Annotated in this window: 15 protein-coding genes and 3 pseudogenes; 5 read left to right on the top strand and 13 right to left on the bottom strand. The window is 64.4% G+C overall.

All coding sequences use genetic code 11. From position 1 onward, the window contains the following. The 5 genes and pseudogenes from ACSLE4_RS06650 to sfsA all read right to left on the bottom strand — a co-directional run. Nucleotides 1–472: pseudogene (locus ACSLE4_RS06650) on the bottom strand (hypothetical protein); the annotation flags it as partial. A gap of 654 nt (nt 473–1,126) precedes the next feature. Further along, nucleotides 1,127–1,633 carry a hypothetical protein gene (locus ACSLE4_RS06655; protein WP_435903696.1) on the bottom strand — a complete coding sequence of 169 codons (507 nt, stop codon included), beginning with the start codon at nt 1,631–1,633 and terminating at the stop codon, nt 1,127–1,129. Nucleotides 1,634–1,791: 158 nt separating this feature from the next. Further along, nucleotides 1,792–1,905: pseudogene (locus ACSLE4_RS06660) on the bottom strand (RadC family protein); the annotation flags it as partial. A 17-nt stretch (nt 1,906–1,922) separates the two neighbouring features. Beyond that, entirely contained in the window at nt 1,923–2,744 is an 822-nt protein-coding gene (gene map, locus ACSLE4_RS06665) for a type I methionyl aminopeptidase (protein WP_435903697.1), read from the bottom strand. 68 nt (nt 2,745–2,812) lie between these two features. Then, a complete protein-coding gene (gene sfsA, locus ACSLE4_RS06670; RefSeq protein ID WP_435903709.1) occupies nt 2,813–3,541 on the bottom strand; it encodes a DNA/RNA nuclease SfsA in 729 nt (242 codons plus the stop codon). 103 nt (nt 3,542–3,644) lie between these two features. Here sfsA and ACSLE4_RS06675 point away from each other — a divergent pair, with 103 nt between their 5' ends. Further along, nucleotides 3,645–4,415 (top strand): competence/damage-inducible protein A, encoded by a 771-nt coding sequence (locus tag ACSLE4_RS06675; RefSeq protein ID WP_435903698.1) that lies wholly within the window; start codon nt 3,645–3,647, stop codon nt 4,413–4,415. Here the strand turns inward: ACSLE4_RS06675 and ACSLE4_RS06680 are convergent. The 3 genes from ACSLE4_RS06680 to ACSLE4_RS06690 all read right to left on the bottom strand — a co-directional run bounded on the left by ACSLE4_RS06680 (nt 4,304) and on the right by ACSLE4_RS06690 (nt 8,872). Then, the gene (locus tag ACSLE4_RS06680; RefSeq protein ID WP_435903699.1) at nt 4,304–4,711 is read right to left on the bottom strand and encodes a BLUF domain-containing protein; all 408 of its coding nucleotides are present in this window, start codon (nt 4,709–4,711) and stop codon (nt 4,304–4,306) included. The two genes, ACSLE4_RS06675 and ACSLE4_RS06680, sit on opposite strands and share 112 nt — an antisense overlap. Before the next feature lie 199 nt (nt 4,712–4,910). Next, on the bottom strand, nt 4,911–5,126 hold the full coding sequence (locus ACSLE4_RS06685; RefSeq protein WP_435903700.1) for a hypothetical protein: 216 nt from the start codon (nt 5,124–5,126) through the stop codon (nt 4,911–4,913). A gap of 41 nt (nt 5,127–5,167) precedes the next feature. Continuing rightward, nucleotides 5,168–8,872 (bottom strand): vitamin B12-dependent ribonucleotide reductase, encoded by a 3,705-nt coding sequence (locus ACSLE4_RS06690; RefSeq protein WP_435903701.1) that lies wholly within the window; start codon nt 8,870–8,872, stop codon nt 5,168–5,170. 421 nt (nt 8,873–9,293) lie between these two features. Between ACSLE4_RS06690 and ACSLE4_RS06695 the strand changes: the two genes are divergently transcribed. From ACSLE4_RS06695 to ACSLE4_RS06710, 4 genes are all read left to right on the top strand, one after another. Next, on the top strand, nt 9,294–9,887 hold the full coding sequence (locus tag ACSLE4_RS06695; protein ID WP_435903702.1) for a response regulator: 594 nt from the start codon (nt 9,294–9,296) through the stop codon (nt 9,885–9,887). Nucleotides 9,888–9,972: 85 nt separating this feature from the next. Next, complete coding sequence (locus ACSLE4_RS06700; RefSeq protein ID WP_435903703.1) at nt 9,973–10,350, top strand: NADH:ubiquinone oxidoreductase subunit NDUFA12; 378 nt, start codon at nt 9,973–9,975, stop codon at nt 10,348–10,350. Beyond that, nucleotides 10,350–11,141: a class I SAM-dependent methyltransferase gene (locus ACSLE4_RS06705; protein ID WP_435903704.1), complete on the top strand. Its 792-nt coding sequence runs from the start codon at nt 10,350–10,352 to the stop codon at nt 11,139–11,141. The genes ACSLE4_RS06700 and ACSLE4_RS06705 overlap by 1 nt, the downstream gene beginning before the upstream one ends. A 203-nt stretch (nt 11,142–11,344) precedes the next feature. Further along, complete coding sequence (locus ACSLE4_RS06710) at nt 11,345–11,878, top strand: DUF2155 domain-containing protein (RefSeq protein ID WP_435903710.1); 534 nt, start codon at nt 11,345–11,347, stop codon at nt 11,876–11,878. Here the strand turns inward: ACSLE4_RS06710 and aat are convergent. From aat to ACSLE4_RS06735, 5 genes and pseudogenes are all read right to left on the bottom strand, one after another. Further along, nucleotides 11,854–12,444 (bottom strand): annotated as a pseudogene (aat, locus tag ACSLE4_RS06715) (leucyl/phenylalanyl-tRNA--protein transferase); the annotation flags it as partial. The gene ACSLE4_RS06710 and the pseudogene aat overlap by 25 nt on opposite strands. 6 nt (nt 12,445–12,450) lie before the next feature. Next, entirely contained in the window at nt 12,451–13,806 is a 1,356-nt protein-coding gene (gene accC, locus ACSLE4_RS06720) for an acetyl-CoA carboxylase biotin carboxylase subunit (RefSeq protein ID WP_435903705.1), read from the bottom strand. A gap of 7 nt (nt 13,807–13,813) precedes the next feature. Further along, on the bottom strand, nt 13,814–14,293 hold the full coding sequence (accB, locus tag ACSLE4_RS06725) for an acetyl-CoA carboxylase biotin carboxyl carrier protein (protein ID WP_435903706.1): 480 nt from the start codon (nt 14,291–14,293) through the stop codon (nt 13,814–13,816). A 19-nt stretch (nt 14,294–14,312) separates the two neighbouring features. Then, nucleotides 14,313–14,765 carry a type II 3-dehydroquinate dehydratase gene (aroQ, locus tag ACSLE4_RS06730; RefSeq protein ID WP_435903707.1) on the bottom strand — a complete coding sequence of 151 codons (453 nt, stop codon included), beginning with the start codon at nt 14,763–14,765 and terminating at the stop codon, nt 14,313–14,315. 157 nt (nt 14,766–14,922) lie between these two features. After that, nucleotides 14,923–15,749: DsbA family protein (locus ACSLE4_RS06735; protein WP_435903708.1), on the bottom strand; the 827-nt coding region annotated here is incomplete at its 5' end.

The following is a 15,749-nucleotide window of genomic DNA, read 5'->3' on the forward strand; positions in this document are numbered from 1 at the left end:
CCCCGTCGAGCCTCAGCCGGCGGCCCTCATAGCGAAGATCGCTGGCGTCGGCGATGACGGCGTCGACGTCACGCTCGGACAGAACATGCCGCGCTAGCACAAGCTCGGGATAAAGATATTGCTGCTCCGGACTGTCGTCGACGATCGCGATACGGCGGGCCGTGCCGTCTACCCGCTGGCGTTCCCACTCGTGCTGGAACATGCGGAATACCGTGTCCTCAAAGCTGTGCTCCCCCGGCATAAGGGGCGGCGCCAGCTCGGCACAGCAAGCGCGCTGCGCCCGGGCAAGTAGGGCGTTGAAAAACGCTCCGCCCGCGTTCGTGTTGACCTCGATCAGCTTCGGACCGTCTTCGCCGAGATGGAAGTCGTAGCCCATGAGCGCGCCGAGCGGACCATGATCCATCCGCGCGATTTCGGGAGCCCAAGACAGAGCGGCCGTCTGGTATTCCGCGAGCCGGGATGTCGTTTCCACACCCGCTACGACTTCTTGCATCTCGGCGACTGCGCTGGCCGGAAGAAAAACCGGCACGTTCGAGAACAAGTGGGTTCTCGGGTGGATAAACGTTTCACAGAACTCCGTGTCGCCTGCCTCGCGCTCTAATGCCTCGCACAGCGACGCGCGGTCGAGCGTGACGCAAAAGCAGGTTTGGTTGAGCCGATCCGAGTCAGATTGAAGCCGATCGGAGGAAATAGGAGTTGGAGTGTTCACTGGCCTTCGCGCGCCCATTTGGACCTAACGGGGAACTATGACGAAAGGAGTTAAACCCATGAGTCCAGCGAGGATACTACCCTCGTGAGATTCCTGTCGTCCATGGGTCGACCATTCGATCCGACGCTGTCCGCGACACAAGCGGAGGTATTGGGCGGAAAGCTGGTCTGGGCCTAGGGTTATTGCGCGGGCGCGATGGGTCTGCCGACCACAGTAATGTCCGCTCATGGCAGCACTTAGCGGACATCGCTTTCCGCGCTCAGCATGTCAGCTCTTGGTGACAAAGCGGACATTGCCCAGAAAGCTAGAAAGAGATTCTTGAGGCCCAAGGGTCTCGCCACGTTCACCGCGGCTGCAAGGGCTTTATTCGAATCTGAGCATACCCTTGATGTAAGCCCCTTCGACGATTCGACGGTGTTACTCTGAGAGTAACAATGGAGCTACCCTTGACGTGGGCGCCCCGTCTATAGTCATAAGTGCATCGCGGACCATATCAGGCGGAAATGCCTGTCTGGAGACGCCTGGCTGGAAAACCTCGGCCACGCCCACCTTGTCGCCATTTGGATAAATCGGAGGCTCGGCGTTCCTCATTTCGACGCTGATGAGCCGGAACCATCTATCGTTTTCGGAGGGAAAGCTCAGGTTCTGCTTGTTGCCAATGACCCTGAACACCTGGCGAGCATCCCAGGGCGGTAGCCCGACACTACCTGCGTCCTTCTCGGCCAGAGGCTCAACACCAAGGGCGATCCGGGACAGGTTTACGAAGGACGCTGCCCCCATCGCGCTTTCCGCAGAGATCGGGTCTCGTCCCTTGGACGCGTGATGGGCCACCATCACCGCGATCCGCCGGTTGGCCGCTACGCTGACCAGTTGTCCCATGAACAGCGCCGCGGCGGCGTTGTCGTTTTGCGAAGCGCCGCCCATCCGCCGCTATGTGGGCAGATCGGCCGCCACAAAAGCGGCCATCGCGCAACTCAACAAGGCCGAAAGGAGAACGTAAGTTGCAAAACCAACTGCAAAACCGCCCGCCCGAAACTCGCTTAAGTATTGGAGTAGGCGAAGGAAATCGAACACTAGACACCGAGCTCCAGAAGCTCGTAGTCGGGCAGGGCGTCGGGGCCGCCGTCACGAAAGCGCTTTCTGAGCCGCTCGCGGTGGCCGAGATAATGCGGCTTGGCGTCGTCGTCGAAACCCATGGGGCTTTCGCTTAGGCTCAGGCGCTTACGGGCGGACGATCGAGGCCCTTGGGCGACAGGGTGAACACCGCGCATCCTGTCTCGGTGACGCCGACCGTGTGCTCGAACTGCGCCGACAAGGAGCGGTCGCGCGTCACGGCGGTCCAGCCGTCGGACAGGATCTTCACGTGCGGCTTGCCGAGATTGATCATCGGCTCGATGGTGAACAGCATGCCGGGCTTTAGCGGCAGGCCTTCGCCGGGCTCTCCGTAATGGAGGATGTTCGGCCGGTCGTGGAACACGCGGCCCAAGCCATGGCCGCAGAAATCGCGCACCACGCTGCAGCGCTCGCCTTCCGCATAGACCTGGATCGCGTGGCCGATATCGCCGGTGGTGGCGCTGGGCTTCACCGCCGCCACGCCGCGCATCAGCGCGTTGTGCGTCACCTCAAGCAGCCGCTCGGCGGCACGCGAGATCTTGCCCACCGGATACATGCGGCTCGAATCGCCGTGCCAGCCGTCGACGATGAAGGTCACGTCGATATTGAGGACGTCGCCCTCGCGCAGGGCCCGCGGACCCGGAATGCCGTGGCACACCACATGGTTCAACGACGTGCAGATCGCCTTGGTGAAACCGCGATAGTTCAGCGGCGCCGGGATGGCGTCATGAGCCATGGCGAAGTCGAACACGATGGTGTTGAGCTCCTCGGTGGTGACGCCGGGCTTCACATACTCGGTGAGAAGGTCGAGCGCCTCGGCCACGAGCCGGCCCGCCTTGGCCATGCCGGCAAAGGCGTCTGCGCCGTGGAGCTTGATCTTGGTGTCGCGCGCCTGGGCGCGGGCAAATTCGAGATTGGACATGGGCTCGGAGTATAGGGGAGTTCCCCTCAGAGTTAGGATGAAATCGGCGCGGGTTCAATGCCGGCCGGTCATTCGGGCGCAGGCGGCGATTGAAGCGGGATGGCGCGGGGCAGGGCGATGCCCTCGAGGCTGACATCCGCCGCCACGGCGAAGGCCTCCACGCCGCTCGCCGTCGCCTTATGGAAGGCCCGCGCATAGGCCGGGTCGATATCGTGAGCGAGGGTGAAGGCTTGCGCGTCGCCCCTTTGGACGAAATAGACCATCACCGCCCGCGCGCCCGACGCCACCATCTCAGTGAGCGCCTTGAGGTGCTTGGCGCCGCGCGCGGTGACCGAATCGGGGAACTCCGCGAGACCTTCTTGGCGCATCAGATGCACGTTCTTGATCTCAACGTAGCAAGGGGACCGCGTCTCGTCCTCCAGCAGAATGTCGATACGGCTGTTGCCGCCATAGCGGACCTCGCGGCGCAAAGACGCATAGCCGGTGAGCTGCGGGATGAGGCTGCGCTCGATAGCGGCGGCGACGGCGCCGTTGGGGCTCGACGTGTTGATGCCGACCAGCGCCGGCCCACGCCCGAGATCGACCTCGATCAGCTCCCAGGAAAAAGCGAGCTTGCGCTTCGGATTGGGCGAGCGGGAGAGCCAGACGCGCGCGCCTGGCGCATTCAGGCCCAGCATGGCGCCGGGATTGGCGCAGTGCGCCGTGATGATCTCGCCACCCGCGAGCTCCACGTCGGCGAGGAAGCGCTTGTAGCGCCGGACCAGCCGGCCTTCGACCAGGCCTGAGGAGAACCGCATCAGCATCGGACAAGCCTAGGAAGATGGTCACGAGGCCGCAAGGCGGGCCCCGTGGTTGCGCACGGATTCCCCGCAGACCGAGCGAGTTCGGGTAGAACAGGGTATGACCCACGAGAGCCCGAACCTTAAGACCGTGACCGCCGCGCTGCTTGTGATCGGCGAGGAGATCCTGTCCGGGCGCACCAAGGATGCGAACACGGCCTATATCGCCGCCTATCTGACCCACGTAGGCATCGGCTTGCGCGAGGTGCGGGTGGTGGCGGACGTAGAGGATGAGATCGTCGCCGCGGTGAACGCGCTCCGGGGGCGCTATACCTATGTGTTCATCACTGGCGGGATCGGCCCCACCCATGACGACGTGACCACCGACGCCATCGCCAAGGCCTTCGGGGTGGGTGTGGACGTCCGCGATGACGCGGTGGAAGCCATGCGCCTGCAATATGTCGAGGAGGATCTCACCCCGGCGCGGCTCAGGATGGCCCGCATCCCCGACGGCGCCGCGCTGATCCACAACGCCGTCTCGCGCGCTCCAGGCTACATGCTGGAGAACGTCGTCGTCATGGCCGGCGTTCCGCGGATCATGCAGGTGATGATGGACGAGGTCATGCCGCGCCTCGCCAAGGGGCGCCCCATGCAGGCGCGCACGGTCCGGATCGACGCGGCCGAGGGCGATGTGGCGCCGCCGCTCGCCGCCCTGCAAGCCGCCCATCCGGACGTGCAAATAGGCTCCTATCCTTTCTTCGAGCACCGGGCATTCGGGACCTATGTGGTCTTGCGGGGAACCGACGACGCGCGCCTCGATTCGGCCCTAGCCGACCTTTGGGAGGTGATCGCCAAAGAGGGTTTCAGCTCCAGTGCCGGCGATGGCTCTTGAGGCCAAGCGCACCCAACCGGCCGAAGAGGCGGTGGCGCGACAGGCTCCTTTAACAAAAGCACTATGTCCACGTGGCACCGGTCGCGGGTGATTCGCGCGTAGGTCTCCTCCACCGTCTCCTGCTCGCCTTCCAGCACCTGCGCGAAGCGGTCGTCGGTGGCCAGCAGCGCACCGGTGATGCCGGCCGTCTCGTTGTTCCGGCGCGACGACATCAGAATGTCGGCGATGGACTCGCGCTCGCGCGGGTCGCCCGCGATTGCCGACGTGCTGACATAGGCGAGACGAAGCAGAGCCATGGGTGTTGTCTCCGCAAAGGAGGAAGGCGGGCGCACCTCGCGCGTAATCGAGTCTAGCGTTCCGCAAACGCAAGGCGCCAAGCAACAAGAAGCCCTGGAAAGAACTCTCCAGGGCGTGTCTGGTAAGCTATTGTATCAGAATACAAAAAAAGCGCGGGGTCTGTCGACGCCCGCGCCTCTTTTAGAGCTGTTGTGGAAGCTAGCGCTTCTTCGCGACGCGCTTCTTCGCGACGCGCTTCTTCGCGACCTTCTTCTTCGCGGTCTTTTTCTTCGCCGCGCCGGTCTTCTTCACCGTCCGCTTCTTGGTGGCGACGGTCTTGCGCACGGTCTTCTTCGCGACGCGCTTCTTCGCGACCTTCTTCTTCGCGGCCTTCTTGGCCGGGGCCTTCTTCGCTTTCTTCTTCGCTACTGCCATTTTCATCCCCTCCTATCGGGTGGCTGGCTGATCAGATCACTCTAACTACACCCGCTCGTCGATCCGCACGTGTCGCACTTGAGACAGGTGCCGTTTCGTACGAGGGTAAAGTTACCGCATTCTTCACATGCTTCCCCTTCATAACCCTTAACGCGCGCTTCGGCGACAAGAACTGACGCACCGCGTTGGGCGAGCGCTTCGACGGCGAGAGCAACATGCTCGACCGTGTCCGATGGAGGGGATTGAGGTGATGCGGCGGCAAGGCCGGTCGCGTCCTTGAGTGCATCGTTATCGGCCTCTGCCTGTAACGCACGCGCTGGAGCGCTTCTGCCTTGCGCTTTGCTCGGCCCGAAGAACGGGCGCTCACCGAGGCGACCACGTGTGAAGCCGGGTGAGACAAGAGCTTCGGGGAGACGGTTGCCTTCGCTAGCGTCGCCGGAGCCGAGGGTTGTGCTGCCGATCTCACTTGGATCAACATGAGCAAGCTCGTACCGCCCAAGATAAGAAACTGCAAGCTCTCTGAACAGGTAGTCGAGGATCGAGGTGGCGTTCTTGATGACCTCGTTCCCGCGCACGGGGCCTGCCGGCTCGAAGCGCGTGAAGGTGAAGGCATCGACGAACTCTTCCAGCGGCACGCCGTACTGCAAGCCGACGGACACCGCGATCGCAAAGTTGTTCATGAGCGAGCGGAAGGCGGCGCCTTCCTTGTGCATGTCGATAAAGATCTCGCCCAACCGACCGTCCTCATACTCGCCGGTTCTTAAGTAGACCTTATGACCGCCGACGACCGCCTTCTGGGTGTAGCCCTTGCGCCGGTCGGGCAATCGCAAGCGTTCGGCCCGGGCCCGCACCCGTTCGACGATCCGTTCCACCACGCGCTCGGCAATGACGGTGGCGCGCTGCACGCCCGGCTGATCGGAAGCGATCGCCGCCAGCACGTCGTCCTGATCCTCTTCCTCCTCGGCGAGAAGCTGCGCGTTGAGCGGCTGGGACAGCTTGGAGCCGTCGCGGTAGAGCGCGTTGGCCTTCAGCGCCAGGCGCCAGGACAGGAGATAGGCCTCCTTACAGTCCTCGACCGTGGCGTCGTTTTGCATATTGATGGTCTTGGAGATCGCGCCGGATATGAAGGGCTGCGCCGCCGCCATCATGCGGATATGGCTCTCTACCGAGAGGGAGCGCTTGCCCTTGCGGCCGCACGGAGAGGCGCAGTCGAACACCGGCAGATGGGCGGGGTCGAGCCCCGGCGCCTCTTCGAGGGTCATGGCCCCACAGGCATAAACGTTGGCCGCCTCGATATCGGCCTTGGAGAAGCCGACCTCCGCCAGAAGGTCGAAATCGGGCTGGTCGAGCCGCTCGGCGGCAAGGCCCAGGGTCTCCGTGCAGAAGGCTTCGCCAAGCGTCCACTTGTTGAAGACGAACTTGATGTCGAAAGCCGACAACACGGTCTTCTCCAACGCTTCGATCTTCTCCGGGGTGAAGCCCTTGGCGGCCAGGGTCTCGTGATTGACCCCCGGCGCTCCCGCGAGCGTGCCGCGGCCCACCGCATAGTCGATGATGCGCTTGATTTCATCCGCGCCGTAGCCGAGCGCCTCGAGCGCCTGCGGCACCATGCGGTTGATGATCTTGAAGTAGCCGCCGCCGGCGAGCTTTTTGAACTTCACGAGCGCGAAGTCGGGCTCGATGCCGGTGGTGTCGCAATCCATCACCAGCCCGATCGTTCCGGTTGGCGCGATCACCGTGGCTTGCGCGTTGCGGTAACCGAAGTCCCGGCCAAGCTCGAGGGCCTGGTCCCAGGCCCGCATGGCATGGGCCAGAAGGCGCGGGTCGGGGCAGGCGGCATGGTCGAGCGGCACCGGCGGCGTGGCCAGCTCCTCGTAGCCGTCGGCTTCGCCGCGCGCGGCACGGGCGTGATTGCGGATGACCTTGAGCATGGCCTCGCGGTTCGCCTCGTAGCCGGGGAAGGCCCCGAGCTCGCGCGCCATCTCCGCGCTCGTCGCATAGGCGACGCCGGTCATGATGGCGGTGAGCGCGCCACCGAGTGCCCGGCCTTCATCGGAGTCGTATGGAATGCCCGAGGCCATCAACAGGCCGCCGATATTGGCGTAGCCCAGCCCAAGCGTGCGGTACTCGTAAGAGAGCTGCGCGATCTGCCGCGAGGGGAACTGCGCCATGGTCACGGCGATCTCGAGCACGATGGTCCACAGCCGGATAGCGTGCTCATAGCCCTCGACGTCGAAGCCCCCATCCGCGGCGCGGAACGCCATCAGATTGAGCGAGGCCAGATTGCAGGCCGTGTCGTCGAGGAACATGTACTCCGAGCACGGGTTCGAGGCCCGGATATCGCCGGCCGCCGGACAGGTGTGCCAGTCGTTGATCGTGGTGTGGAACTGAATGCCGGGATCGGCGCAGGCCCAGGCGGCGTAGCCGACCTGCTCCCACAGGTCACGCGCCTTCACCGTCTGCGCCACGCCGCCGGTCTTGCGCAGGATCAGGTCCCAATCGCCGTCGGCTTCGACGGCTTCAAGGAACTCGTCGGTGACCCGCACCGAGTTGTTGGAGTTCTGGCCGGAGACCGTCCGGTAGGCTTCGGAGTCCCAGTCCGTGTCGTACGTGGGAAAGTCGATGGACGAATAGCCCTGGCGCGCGAACTGGATCATGCGCCGGACCATGTTGTCGGGCACCTTGGCCTTCCGCGCGTTCTTGACCTCGCGCTTCAGCGCCGGGTTCCGCTTGGGATCGAAGCAGTCGTCGCCGTCGCCCTCGCAGTTCACGCAGGCCCTGAGGATGGCGTTGAGCCGCTCGGACAGGATCTTCGAGCCGGTGACGAGCGCCGCCACCTTCTGCTCCTCGACCACCTTCCAGTTGATGTAGGACTCGATGGCCGGGTGATCGATATCGACCACCACCATCTTGGCCGCGCGGCGCGTGGTGCCGCCCGACTTGATGGCGCCGGCCGCCCGGTCGCCGATCCGAAGGAAGCTCATCAGGCCCGACGACTTGCCGCCGCCCGACAGGGGCTCCTTCTCGCCGCGCAGCCGCGAGAAATTGGTACCGGTGCCCGAGCCATACTTAAAGAGGCGCGCCTCGCGCACCCACAGATCCATGATGCCGTTCTCGTTGACGAGATCGTCCTCGATCGACTGGATGAAGCAGGCATGAGGCTGGGGATGCTCGTAGGCGGACTCGGACGCCTTCAGCTCGCCCGTGCGGAAATCGACGTAATAGTGGCCCTGGCTCGGCCCATCGATGCCATAGGCCCAGTGGAGGCCCGTGTTGAACCATTGCGGGCTGTTCGGTGCGCCCATCTGCTTGGCGAGCATGTGGCGCATCTCGTCGTAGAAGGCCGACGCATCCTCCTCGGTCGAAAAATAGCCGCCCTTCCAGCCCCAATAGGTCCAGGTCCCGGCCAGCCGGTCGAACACCTGCCGGGCGTCGACCTCGCTGCCGAAGCGCTCGGCTTCCGGCAAGGCCTCGAGCGCCTCGGTGTCCGGCACCGACCGCCACAGCCAAGACGGCACTGAATTCTCCTCGACGCGCTTCAGCTTCGCGGGCACGCCGGCTTTGCGGAAATACTTCTGGGCAAGGATGTCCGCCGCGACCTGACTCCAATGGTCCGGCACGGAGAACCGCTCCAGAGCGAAGACGACCGAGCCGTCCGGGTTCTTGATCTCGCTGCCGCTCTCGCGGAAGGCGATCCCCGCATAAGGTGACTGTCCTGGCTCGGTAAAGCGTCTTTGAATCCGCATCTTGCTTGCATCCCCCTCAGAAAATCATGCGTTCGGTAGCGCCATTGCGCGAACCTTCGAAACTGAGGCGATTCTCTCACGGCATCAATCGCCGTATCAATATCTAGCGCTCAGAGGTTACTTTACCACTAAACCCTGTGGGCGAGGGCAGGAATAGTATGTGGAAAGCTGGTGGACGACTTGCAACCGGCGACCAGGAAAAGCCGCTGAAAACCGCGATTTCAGCCTGTCGCGGAAGCGGGGCCTGCGCCGGGGGCTTGGGCGGCGCCCCCGTGTAAAACCTGTTGAAGTCGGGGGTGGGCAGCCCGGCCGGCGGGTGCCTGCGCGCGAACGGTGCCCCTTCACCCTCCATTTACCAGCTTACGCGTAATTTCCCTGTAATAGGCGGACGCCCCGTCCGGCGGGAATCGAGTTGGTTTCAATGTTGCATCATCGCGCGCTCGGACGCGACCTCGACCAGCTCCTCGTCTCCGTTATCGACAACCGCCTGCCCATGCTCGCCATGATGCGGGCGATGCTGGCGGCCATCGGCGCTGGGCGTATCGAGACCCATGAAAATCCCGAGGAAGCATTATTGGCCATACGGCGGAGCGCGCCGGACGTGGTCATCGCCGCAGCCTCCATGCAGCCGTTCGGCGGCGCGGCGCTGGTTAGGTCCATGCGCCAAAAGGATGCCGGTCCTCTTTGCGTCGTGCCCGCCATGATCATGAGCGCTCACGCCAAGGCCGGACTAGTCGCCGAAGCGCTCAGGGCAGGGGCCCATCAGGTCCTGGTGCTTCCTACGTCCGCCAGCACGCTCTATCGCCGGCTCGACTGGCTGGTGAACGACGACCGTCCGTTCGAGCTGATCGATGGCCATTACGTGGTCGCAGGCCTCGAAGAGCGCCTGGCGCTAAGCGTCCCGCGTCCCGCCTACCAGCCCATGCCCGCCAAGGCGCCGCTTGCGGTGGGCGACACCGAGACGCTTGCGGGCGCGGAAGCCTACGCGGTCAGGCTGCGGACGGCGCAGAACTAGGGGTCCTTTGGGCCGCTGGACAGGAGCCCGCGCCAAGGGCCATAGTCCCGGGCAAGACGCTCTCACAAAGACGCTGAACCAATCCATGGGACTTCTCAGTGAAATGTTTGCCTGGTGGAAGGGCAACACCATCGGCACGCGCCTCTTCACCTGGCGGAAGGGAGAGCGAGTCGGCGAGGACGGGCTCGGCAATATCTATTACCGGGAGCGCAACGGAACGCGCCGCTGGGTCACCTATGCGACCCTGTCGGAGCCCACGCAAATTCCGCCCGGATGGCATGCCTGGCTGCATTTCACCGTCGACGAACTTCCCACCGAGGAAGACTACCGCCCGCGGCCCTGGGAAAAGGCCCATCGTCCGAACATGACGGGGACCTACGAGGCCTATCGGCCGCCGGGCTCGGTGTTGCGCCCGAAGGTCAAGGACCAGCCCCTCGATTACGAGCCGTGGCGACCAGAGTGATGCACGGATCCACGACGGGCGCCGCGCCGCCCATTGCCGTCCAGCGTTGGTCGGCCTCCGACTATGCGAAGAACGGGCGCTTCGTGCAGGACCTGGCGGGTCCCGTCTTCGCCATGCTGGCGCCGAAGCCCGGCGAGCGCATCCTCGACCTTGGCTGCGGCGACGGCACACTGACGGCGGAGATCAAGGCCGCGGGCGCCGACGTGCTCGGCGTCGACCTCAGCGACGAGCTTCTTGCCGTGGCGCGCATGAAGGGGCTCACGGTACAGAAGGCCGACGGCCATGCACTCGACTTCGTGCAGGAGTTCGACGCGGTGTTCTCTAACGCGGCGCTGCATTGGATGCGCGCCCCCGCTCTCGTGATCGCCGGCGTGGCGCGCGCGCTCAAACCCCGCGGTCGCTTCGTAGGCGAGCTCGGCGGCCAAGGCAATGTCGCGGCCATTGCCACGGCAATGCGGGCGGTGGGCGCATCGCGCGGCGGCGACCCGGCTCATGTGGCGCCGTGGTTCTTCCCTACCGTGGAGGAATACGGCGGCCTTCTCGCCAAGCACGGTTTCAGCGTGCGCGAGATCGCCCTCGTGCCGCGTCCAACCCTACTCAAGACGGGCATGGAAGGCTGGCTCAGGACGTTTGGCCGTTCCTTTTTCGACCAATTCGAGGAGCCCGAGCGCACCGCGGCTTTGAACGAGGCTTTGGAGCTCTTGCGGCCGTCCCTGTGCGACGTCCAAGGGCGCTGGACTGCCGATCATGTCCGGCTCCGTTTCAGCGCCGAGCGCAATGGCGAGGACTAGGGGCGGCGAGGCGTGAGGCGCCCGTGCCACACCGTTGCCCCAATGATCGACGAGGCGTTTGATGCTAAGGGAGCACACCCGGGGGAACCGGCGAGGGGCGTGGGCGGCATGAGGTGTGCGGCATGATGCGAGGCGAAGGGATCTCCATGGATCGGCGGAGAATCGTCGGCTGGGCGCTTTTGGCGGCTGTTGTGGCATGCACCATGGCGCTGCCGGGTGAAGCTCTCCACGCCGAGGCCATCAAGAACGAGGTCGCCGTCTTCGCCGCCCTCGATAAAGTGACGGGCCGCATCTCCCATCTGGAAGTCCCCATCGATCAGACGGTCGAATTCGGCGCGCTGAAGGTCACGCCGCGTATTTGCGACACGCGCCCGGCGACCGAGACGCCGAATACCACCTCATTCGTGGAGGTCGACGAGGTCAAGCTCACGGGCGAGGAGCACCGCATCTTCACCGGCTGGATGTTTGCCGAGAGCCCCGGCCTTCACGCCGTGGAGCACCCGGTGTTCGATGTCTGGCTGACCAACTGCAAGACCCCGATCGGCGGGACGCCTTCCGAAAGCGCGGCGAATGCGCCCTCCGACGAAGTGCCGGAAGCTGCCGAGGCTGAGCCAGCGCCTGCGCCCGCGCCGCCGCCTGCTGATGCAGCGCCCGCACCGCCTCCGGCCGCGGAAGCTGAGCCCGACGACGGCGTGCTGCCCTGGCTCGTGCCCAACGACTCTTCGAGAAGGCGCTGAAAGCTCTGACGGCTGACCTCGATCGCGCCGAAGCGGGCGAGGTGTCCGGTGACGAACTGGGTGTCGAGCAGCGTGAAGCCGCCATATTTCAGACGGGCGACGAGATAGACCAGCGCGATCTTGCTGGCGTCCCGCGCTGTGGAGAACATGCTTTCGCCGAAGAAGGCGCGGCCCAGATGGACGCCGTAAAGGCCGCCGATCATCTCGCCCTCCTGCCAGACCTCGACCGTGTGGCAATGACCGAGTGCGAATAGCTCCCGATAGAGCCCGCGGATGCGCCCGTTGATCCAGGTCGAGCGGCGTCCCGCCCTGGGCGCGGCGCAGCCCTCGATCACGCCTTCGAAGTCGTTGTCGATTTTAACTTCGAAGCCCCCGCGGCGGATGGTGCGCGCAAGGCTCTTCGGCACGTGCACGTCATCGAGCGGCAAGATGCCCCGTCGCTCAGGCTCGATCCAATAAAGGGCGTTGTCGTCCGCGCTCTCCGCCATCGGGAAGATGCCGCAGGCATACGCCTTGAGCAGCACCTGCGGCGTGATCTCTATCATCACGTCGTCGATGGAGGTCATGACGCGCTATCCCGAGCGCTCCGTGTTGGGCGCCAGGTGATCCTCAAGCCAGTGAATGTCGTAGTTGCCGTCGACGATGTCCGGCTCCGAAATAAGCGAAGAGAACAGCGGGATCGTAGTCTCGATGCCATCGACGACGAATTCTCCAAGTGCCCGCTTGAGCCGCATCAAGCATTCGTTGCGCGTGCGGGCATGTACGATGAGCTTGCCGATCAGACTGTCATAATACGGCGGAATGGTGTAGCCCGCGTAAGCGCCTGAATCGACCCGGACGCCAAGCCCGCCCGGCGGATGGAAATGGGTGATCGTCCCCGGCGACGGACGGAAGGTGTGCGGATTCTCGGCATTCACGCGGCACTCGATGGCGTGGCCGTTGAAGTGCACGTCCTCTTGCTTGAGCGAAAGCGGCGCGCCGGCGGCGATGCGGATCTGCTCGATCACCAGGTCGAGCCCGGTGATCATCTCGGTGACCGTGTGCTCCACTTGAAGCCGCGTGTTCATCTCGATGAAGAAGAACTCACCGTTCTCGTAGAGGAACTCCACGGTGCCCACGCCGCGGTATTTCAGTTTGCGCATGGCTTCGGCCACGATTTCGCCGATGCGCACACGCTCGCTGTCGTTCAGCGCGGGCGAGGGGGCCTCTTCCCAAAGCTTCTGGTGGCGGCGTTGCAGCGAGCAGTCCCGCTCGCCGAGATGAATGGCGTTGCCGTTGCCGTCGGCCAGCACCTGCACCTCGATGTGGCGCGGGTTGGTGACGAAGCGCTCGATGAAGAGCGTGTCGTCGCCGAAAGCGGCGCGCGCCTCGTTGCGTGCCGTGGACAGGGCGGCCTCGAGCTCGTTCTCGAAATGGGCGAGCTTCATGCCGCGTCCGCCGCCGCCGGCCGAGGCCTTGACCATGATCGGATAGCCGATCTCGCTAGCGATAGCCTTGGCGTCCTCGAAATTCGTGACCGGCCCGTCCGAGCCCGGCACCACGGGAATGCCCAGCGCCTTCGCCGTCTCCTTGGCCTTGATCTTGTCGCCCATCAGCCGGACATGCTCGGCGGTCGGACCGATAAAGGCGATCTTGTGCTCGTCCAGGATCTCGGCGAAGCGGGCGTTCTCGGCGAGGAAGCCGTAGCCGGGATGCACCGCGTCCGCGCCGGTGATCTCGCAAGCCGCGACGATGGCCGGAATGTTGAGATAGCTGTCCTTGGCCGGCGGGGCGCCGATGCACACGCTTTCGTCGGCAAGCCTGACATGCATGGCGTGCGCGTCCGCCGTGGAGTGGACGGCGACCGTGGCGACGCCAAGCTCCTTGCACGCCCGCTCGATGCGAAGGGCGATCTCTCCCCGGTTGGCGATCAGGATCTTATCGAACATCGAGTGGCTATTGCTGCTCAATCACCACAAGCGGCTCGCCGTATTCGACCGGCTGGCCGTCCTCGATCAAGATGGCGATGACTTTGCCGGCCTTGGGCGAGGGGATATGGTTCATGGTCTTCATGGCTTCGATGATGAGCAGCGTTTGGCCCGCGACCACGCGTGAGCCGGCCTCGACGAACGGCGGCGAGCCCGGCTCCGGCGAACGGTAGGCGGTGCCCACCATCGGCGAGGAGACGGTCCCCGGATGCACGGCGGCCTCCTCGGACTGGGAGGCGCGCTTCGGCTCGCGATGCTCATGATGCTCGACCGGCACGGCCCCGCCATTGCCGGTCGTGGTCAGCGTCGTGGTGAGATTGACGCCACGGGCCACCCTGACGCGGCGCCCCTCGAGTTCGAGTTCGATCTCGGTCAGACCGGTCTCCTCGAGAAGCTCCGCGAGCTCTCTGATGAGGTCTTTGTCGAGGGTCGGCCCGTCTTTGGTCATCGGTGTCCTTTCTTGTCCATCAACCTGCTTTGGCCCGAGAGATCGCGGCGGCCAGCGCCTCGATGGCAAGCTCGTAGCCCAAGCCTCCGAAGCCGCAGATCACCCCCTTGGCGGCCTGTGAAATATAGGACCGGTGGCGGAACGGCTCGCGGGTGAAAATATTCGACAGATGCACCTCGACAATGGGTACCGGACAAGCGAGCAGCGCGTCCAGCATGGCGATCGAGGTGTGGGTGAAAGCGCCGGCATTGACGATCAGGCCGGATGCGTCCGTGCGCGCCTCCTGAATCCAGTTCACCAGCTCGCCCTCGGCGTTGCTTTGCCGGAAGTCCACGACGAAGCCCAGCTCGTGCGCCTTCCGGTCGCAGCGCGCGTGTAGGTCTTCCAGCGTCTCGGTGCCGTAGACCTCCGGCTCGCGCGTGCCGAGCAGGTTCAGATTTGGGCCGTTTAGGACGAAAATGGCGTTGGCCATGGCGGGTCGCAGGGCGCCTCTCTTGGACCCGCGCGCTCACTTAACGAAACTGCGAGCCGCGGTGCGGGAAACGGGCCCCTTTACCAGCTTTTCCGGCATTCGGCAAAAGCCGCACCGCGCCCAAAGGCGCCTTTTATCCCTTACGGTTAGGCGAGCGTCAGCAAGTGGCCTTGCAACCCTGCTCCCGGATCACCGTCACATTCTCCACCAGCTGGTCGTACAGGTCGTCCGGTGCGCCGGGGATGGTGCGATCGCCGATCAGGTAGAGGGGCGTGCCTTGGAGGCCTAGCGCTTGGGCGAGATCCCGCGCCTCGTCGAGCGCTGCCTGCACCTCCTCGCTCTCCATGTCCGCTTCCAATTGCGGCACGTCGAGCCCGATCTCATTGGCGATGCGCAGCACCTTCTCCTTATTGGCCTTGCCGGGGTCGGCGAGCAGCTTCTGATGCATCTCGAAATACTTGCCCTGCTTCTTTGCGGCGAGCGCGCCCTTGGCCGCCTCCTCGGATTCCCCGCCGAAGATCGGCAGTTCCTTGAACACGAGCTTCACCTTGTCGTCGTTGTCGATGAGCTTCACCACGTCGGGCATCGCCCGGCGGCAGAAGCCGCAATTGTAATCGAAGAACTCGACCACCGTAACGTCGCCGTCCGGGTTGCCCGCGGTGAATGACTTGTCCGAGCGGAAGAGGGCGTCGGCGTTGCTGCTGATGGCCTTCTCTTGCTGCGCGCTCTGCTCTTCCTGCTGGCGCTTGTCGAGCTCGGTGGTCATCTCGACGAGAATCTCGGGATTCTCAGTGAGATGTTTGCGCACGATCTCCACGACCTGCTTCTCCGCCATGGCGGCGCCAGCACTAGGACCGGCACCCGGAGCGTCGACGACACCGGGGGCGGCGCGCCAAACGATGAGAACGGTCGCGGCGCTCACGATGGCGGCAACGACGGCGGCCACCAGGGCGGTGGCGAGGCCAGTCTTAGGGGTCATGCTCA

It is taken from the genome of Methyloceanibacter sp. (assembly GCF_051306395.1).
Lineage (GTDB): Bacteria > Pseudomonadota > Alphaproteobacteria > Rhizobiales > Methyloligellaceae > Methyloceanibacter.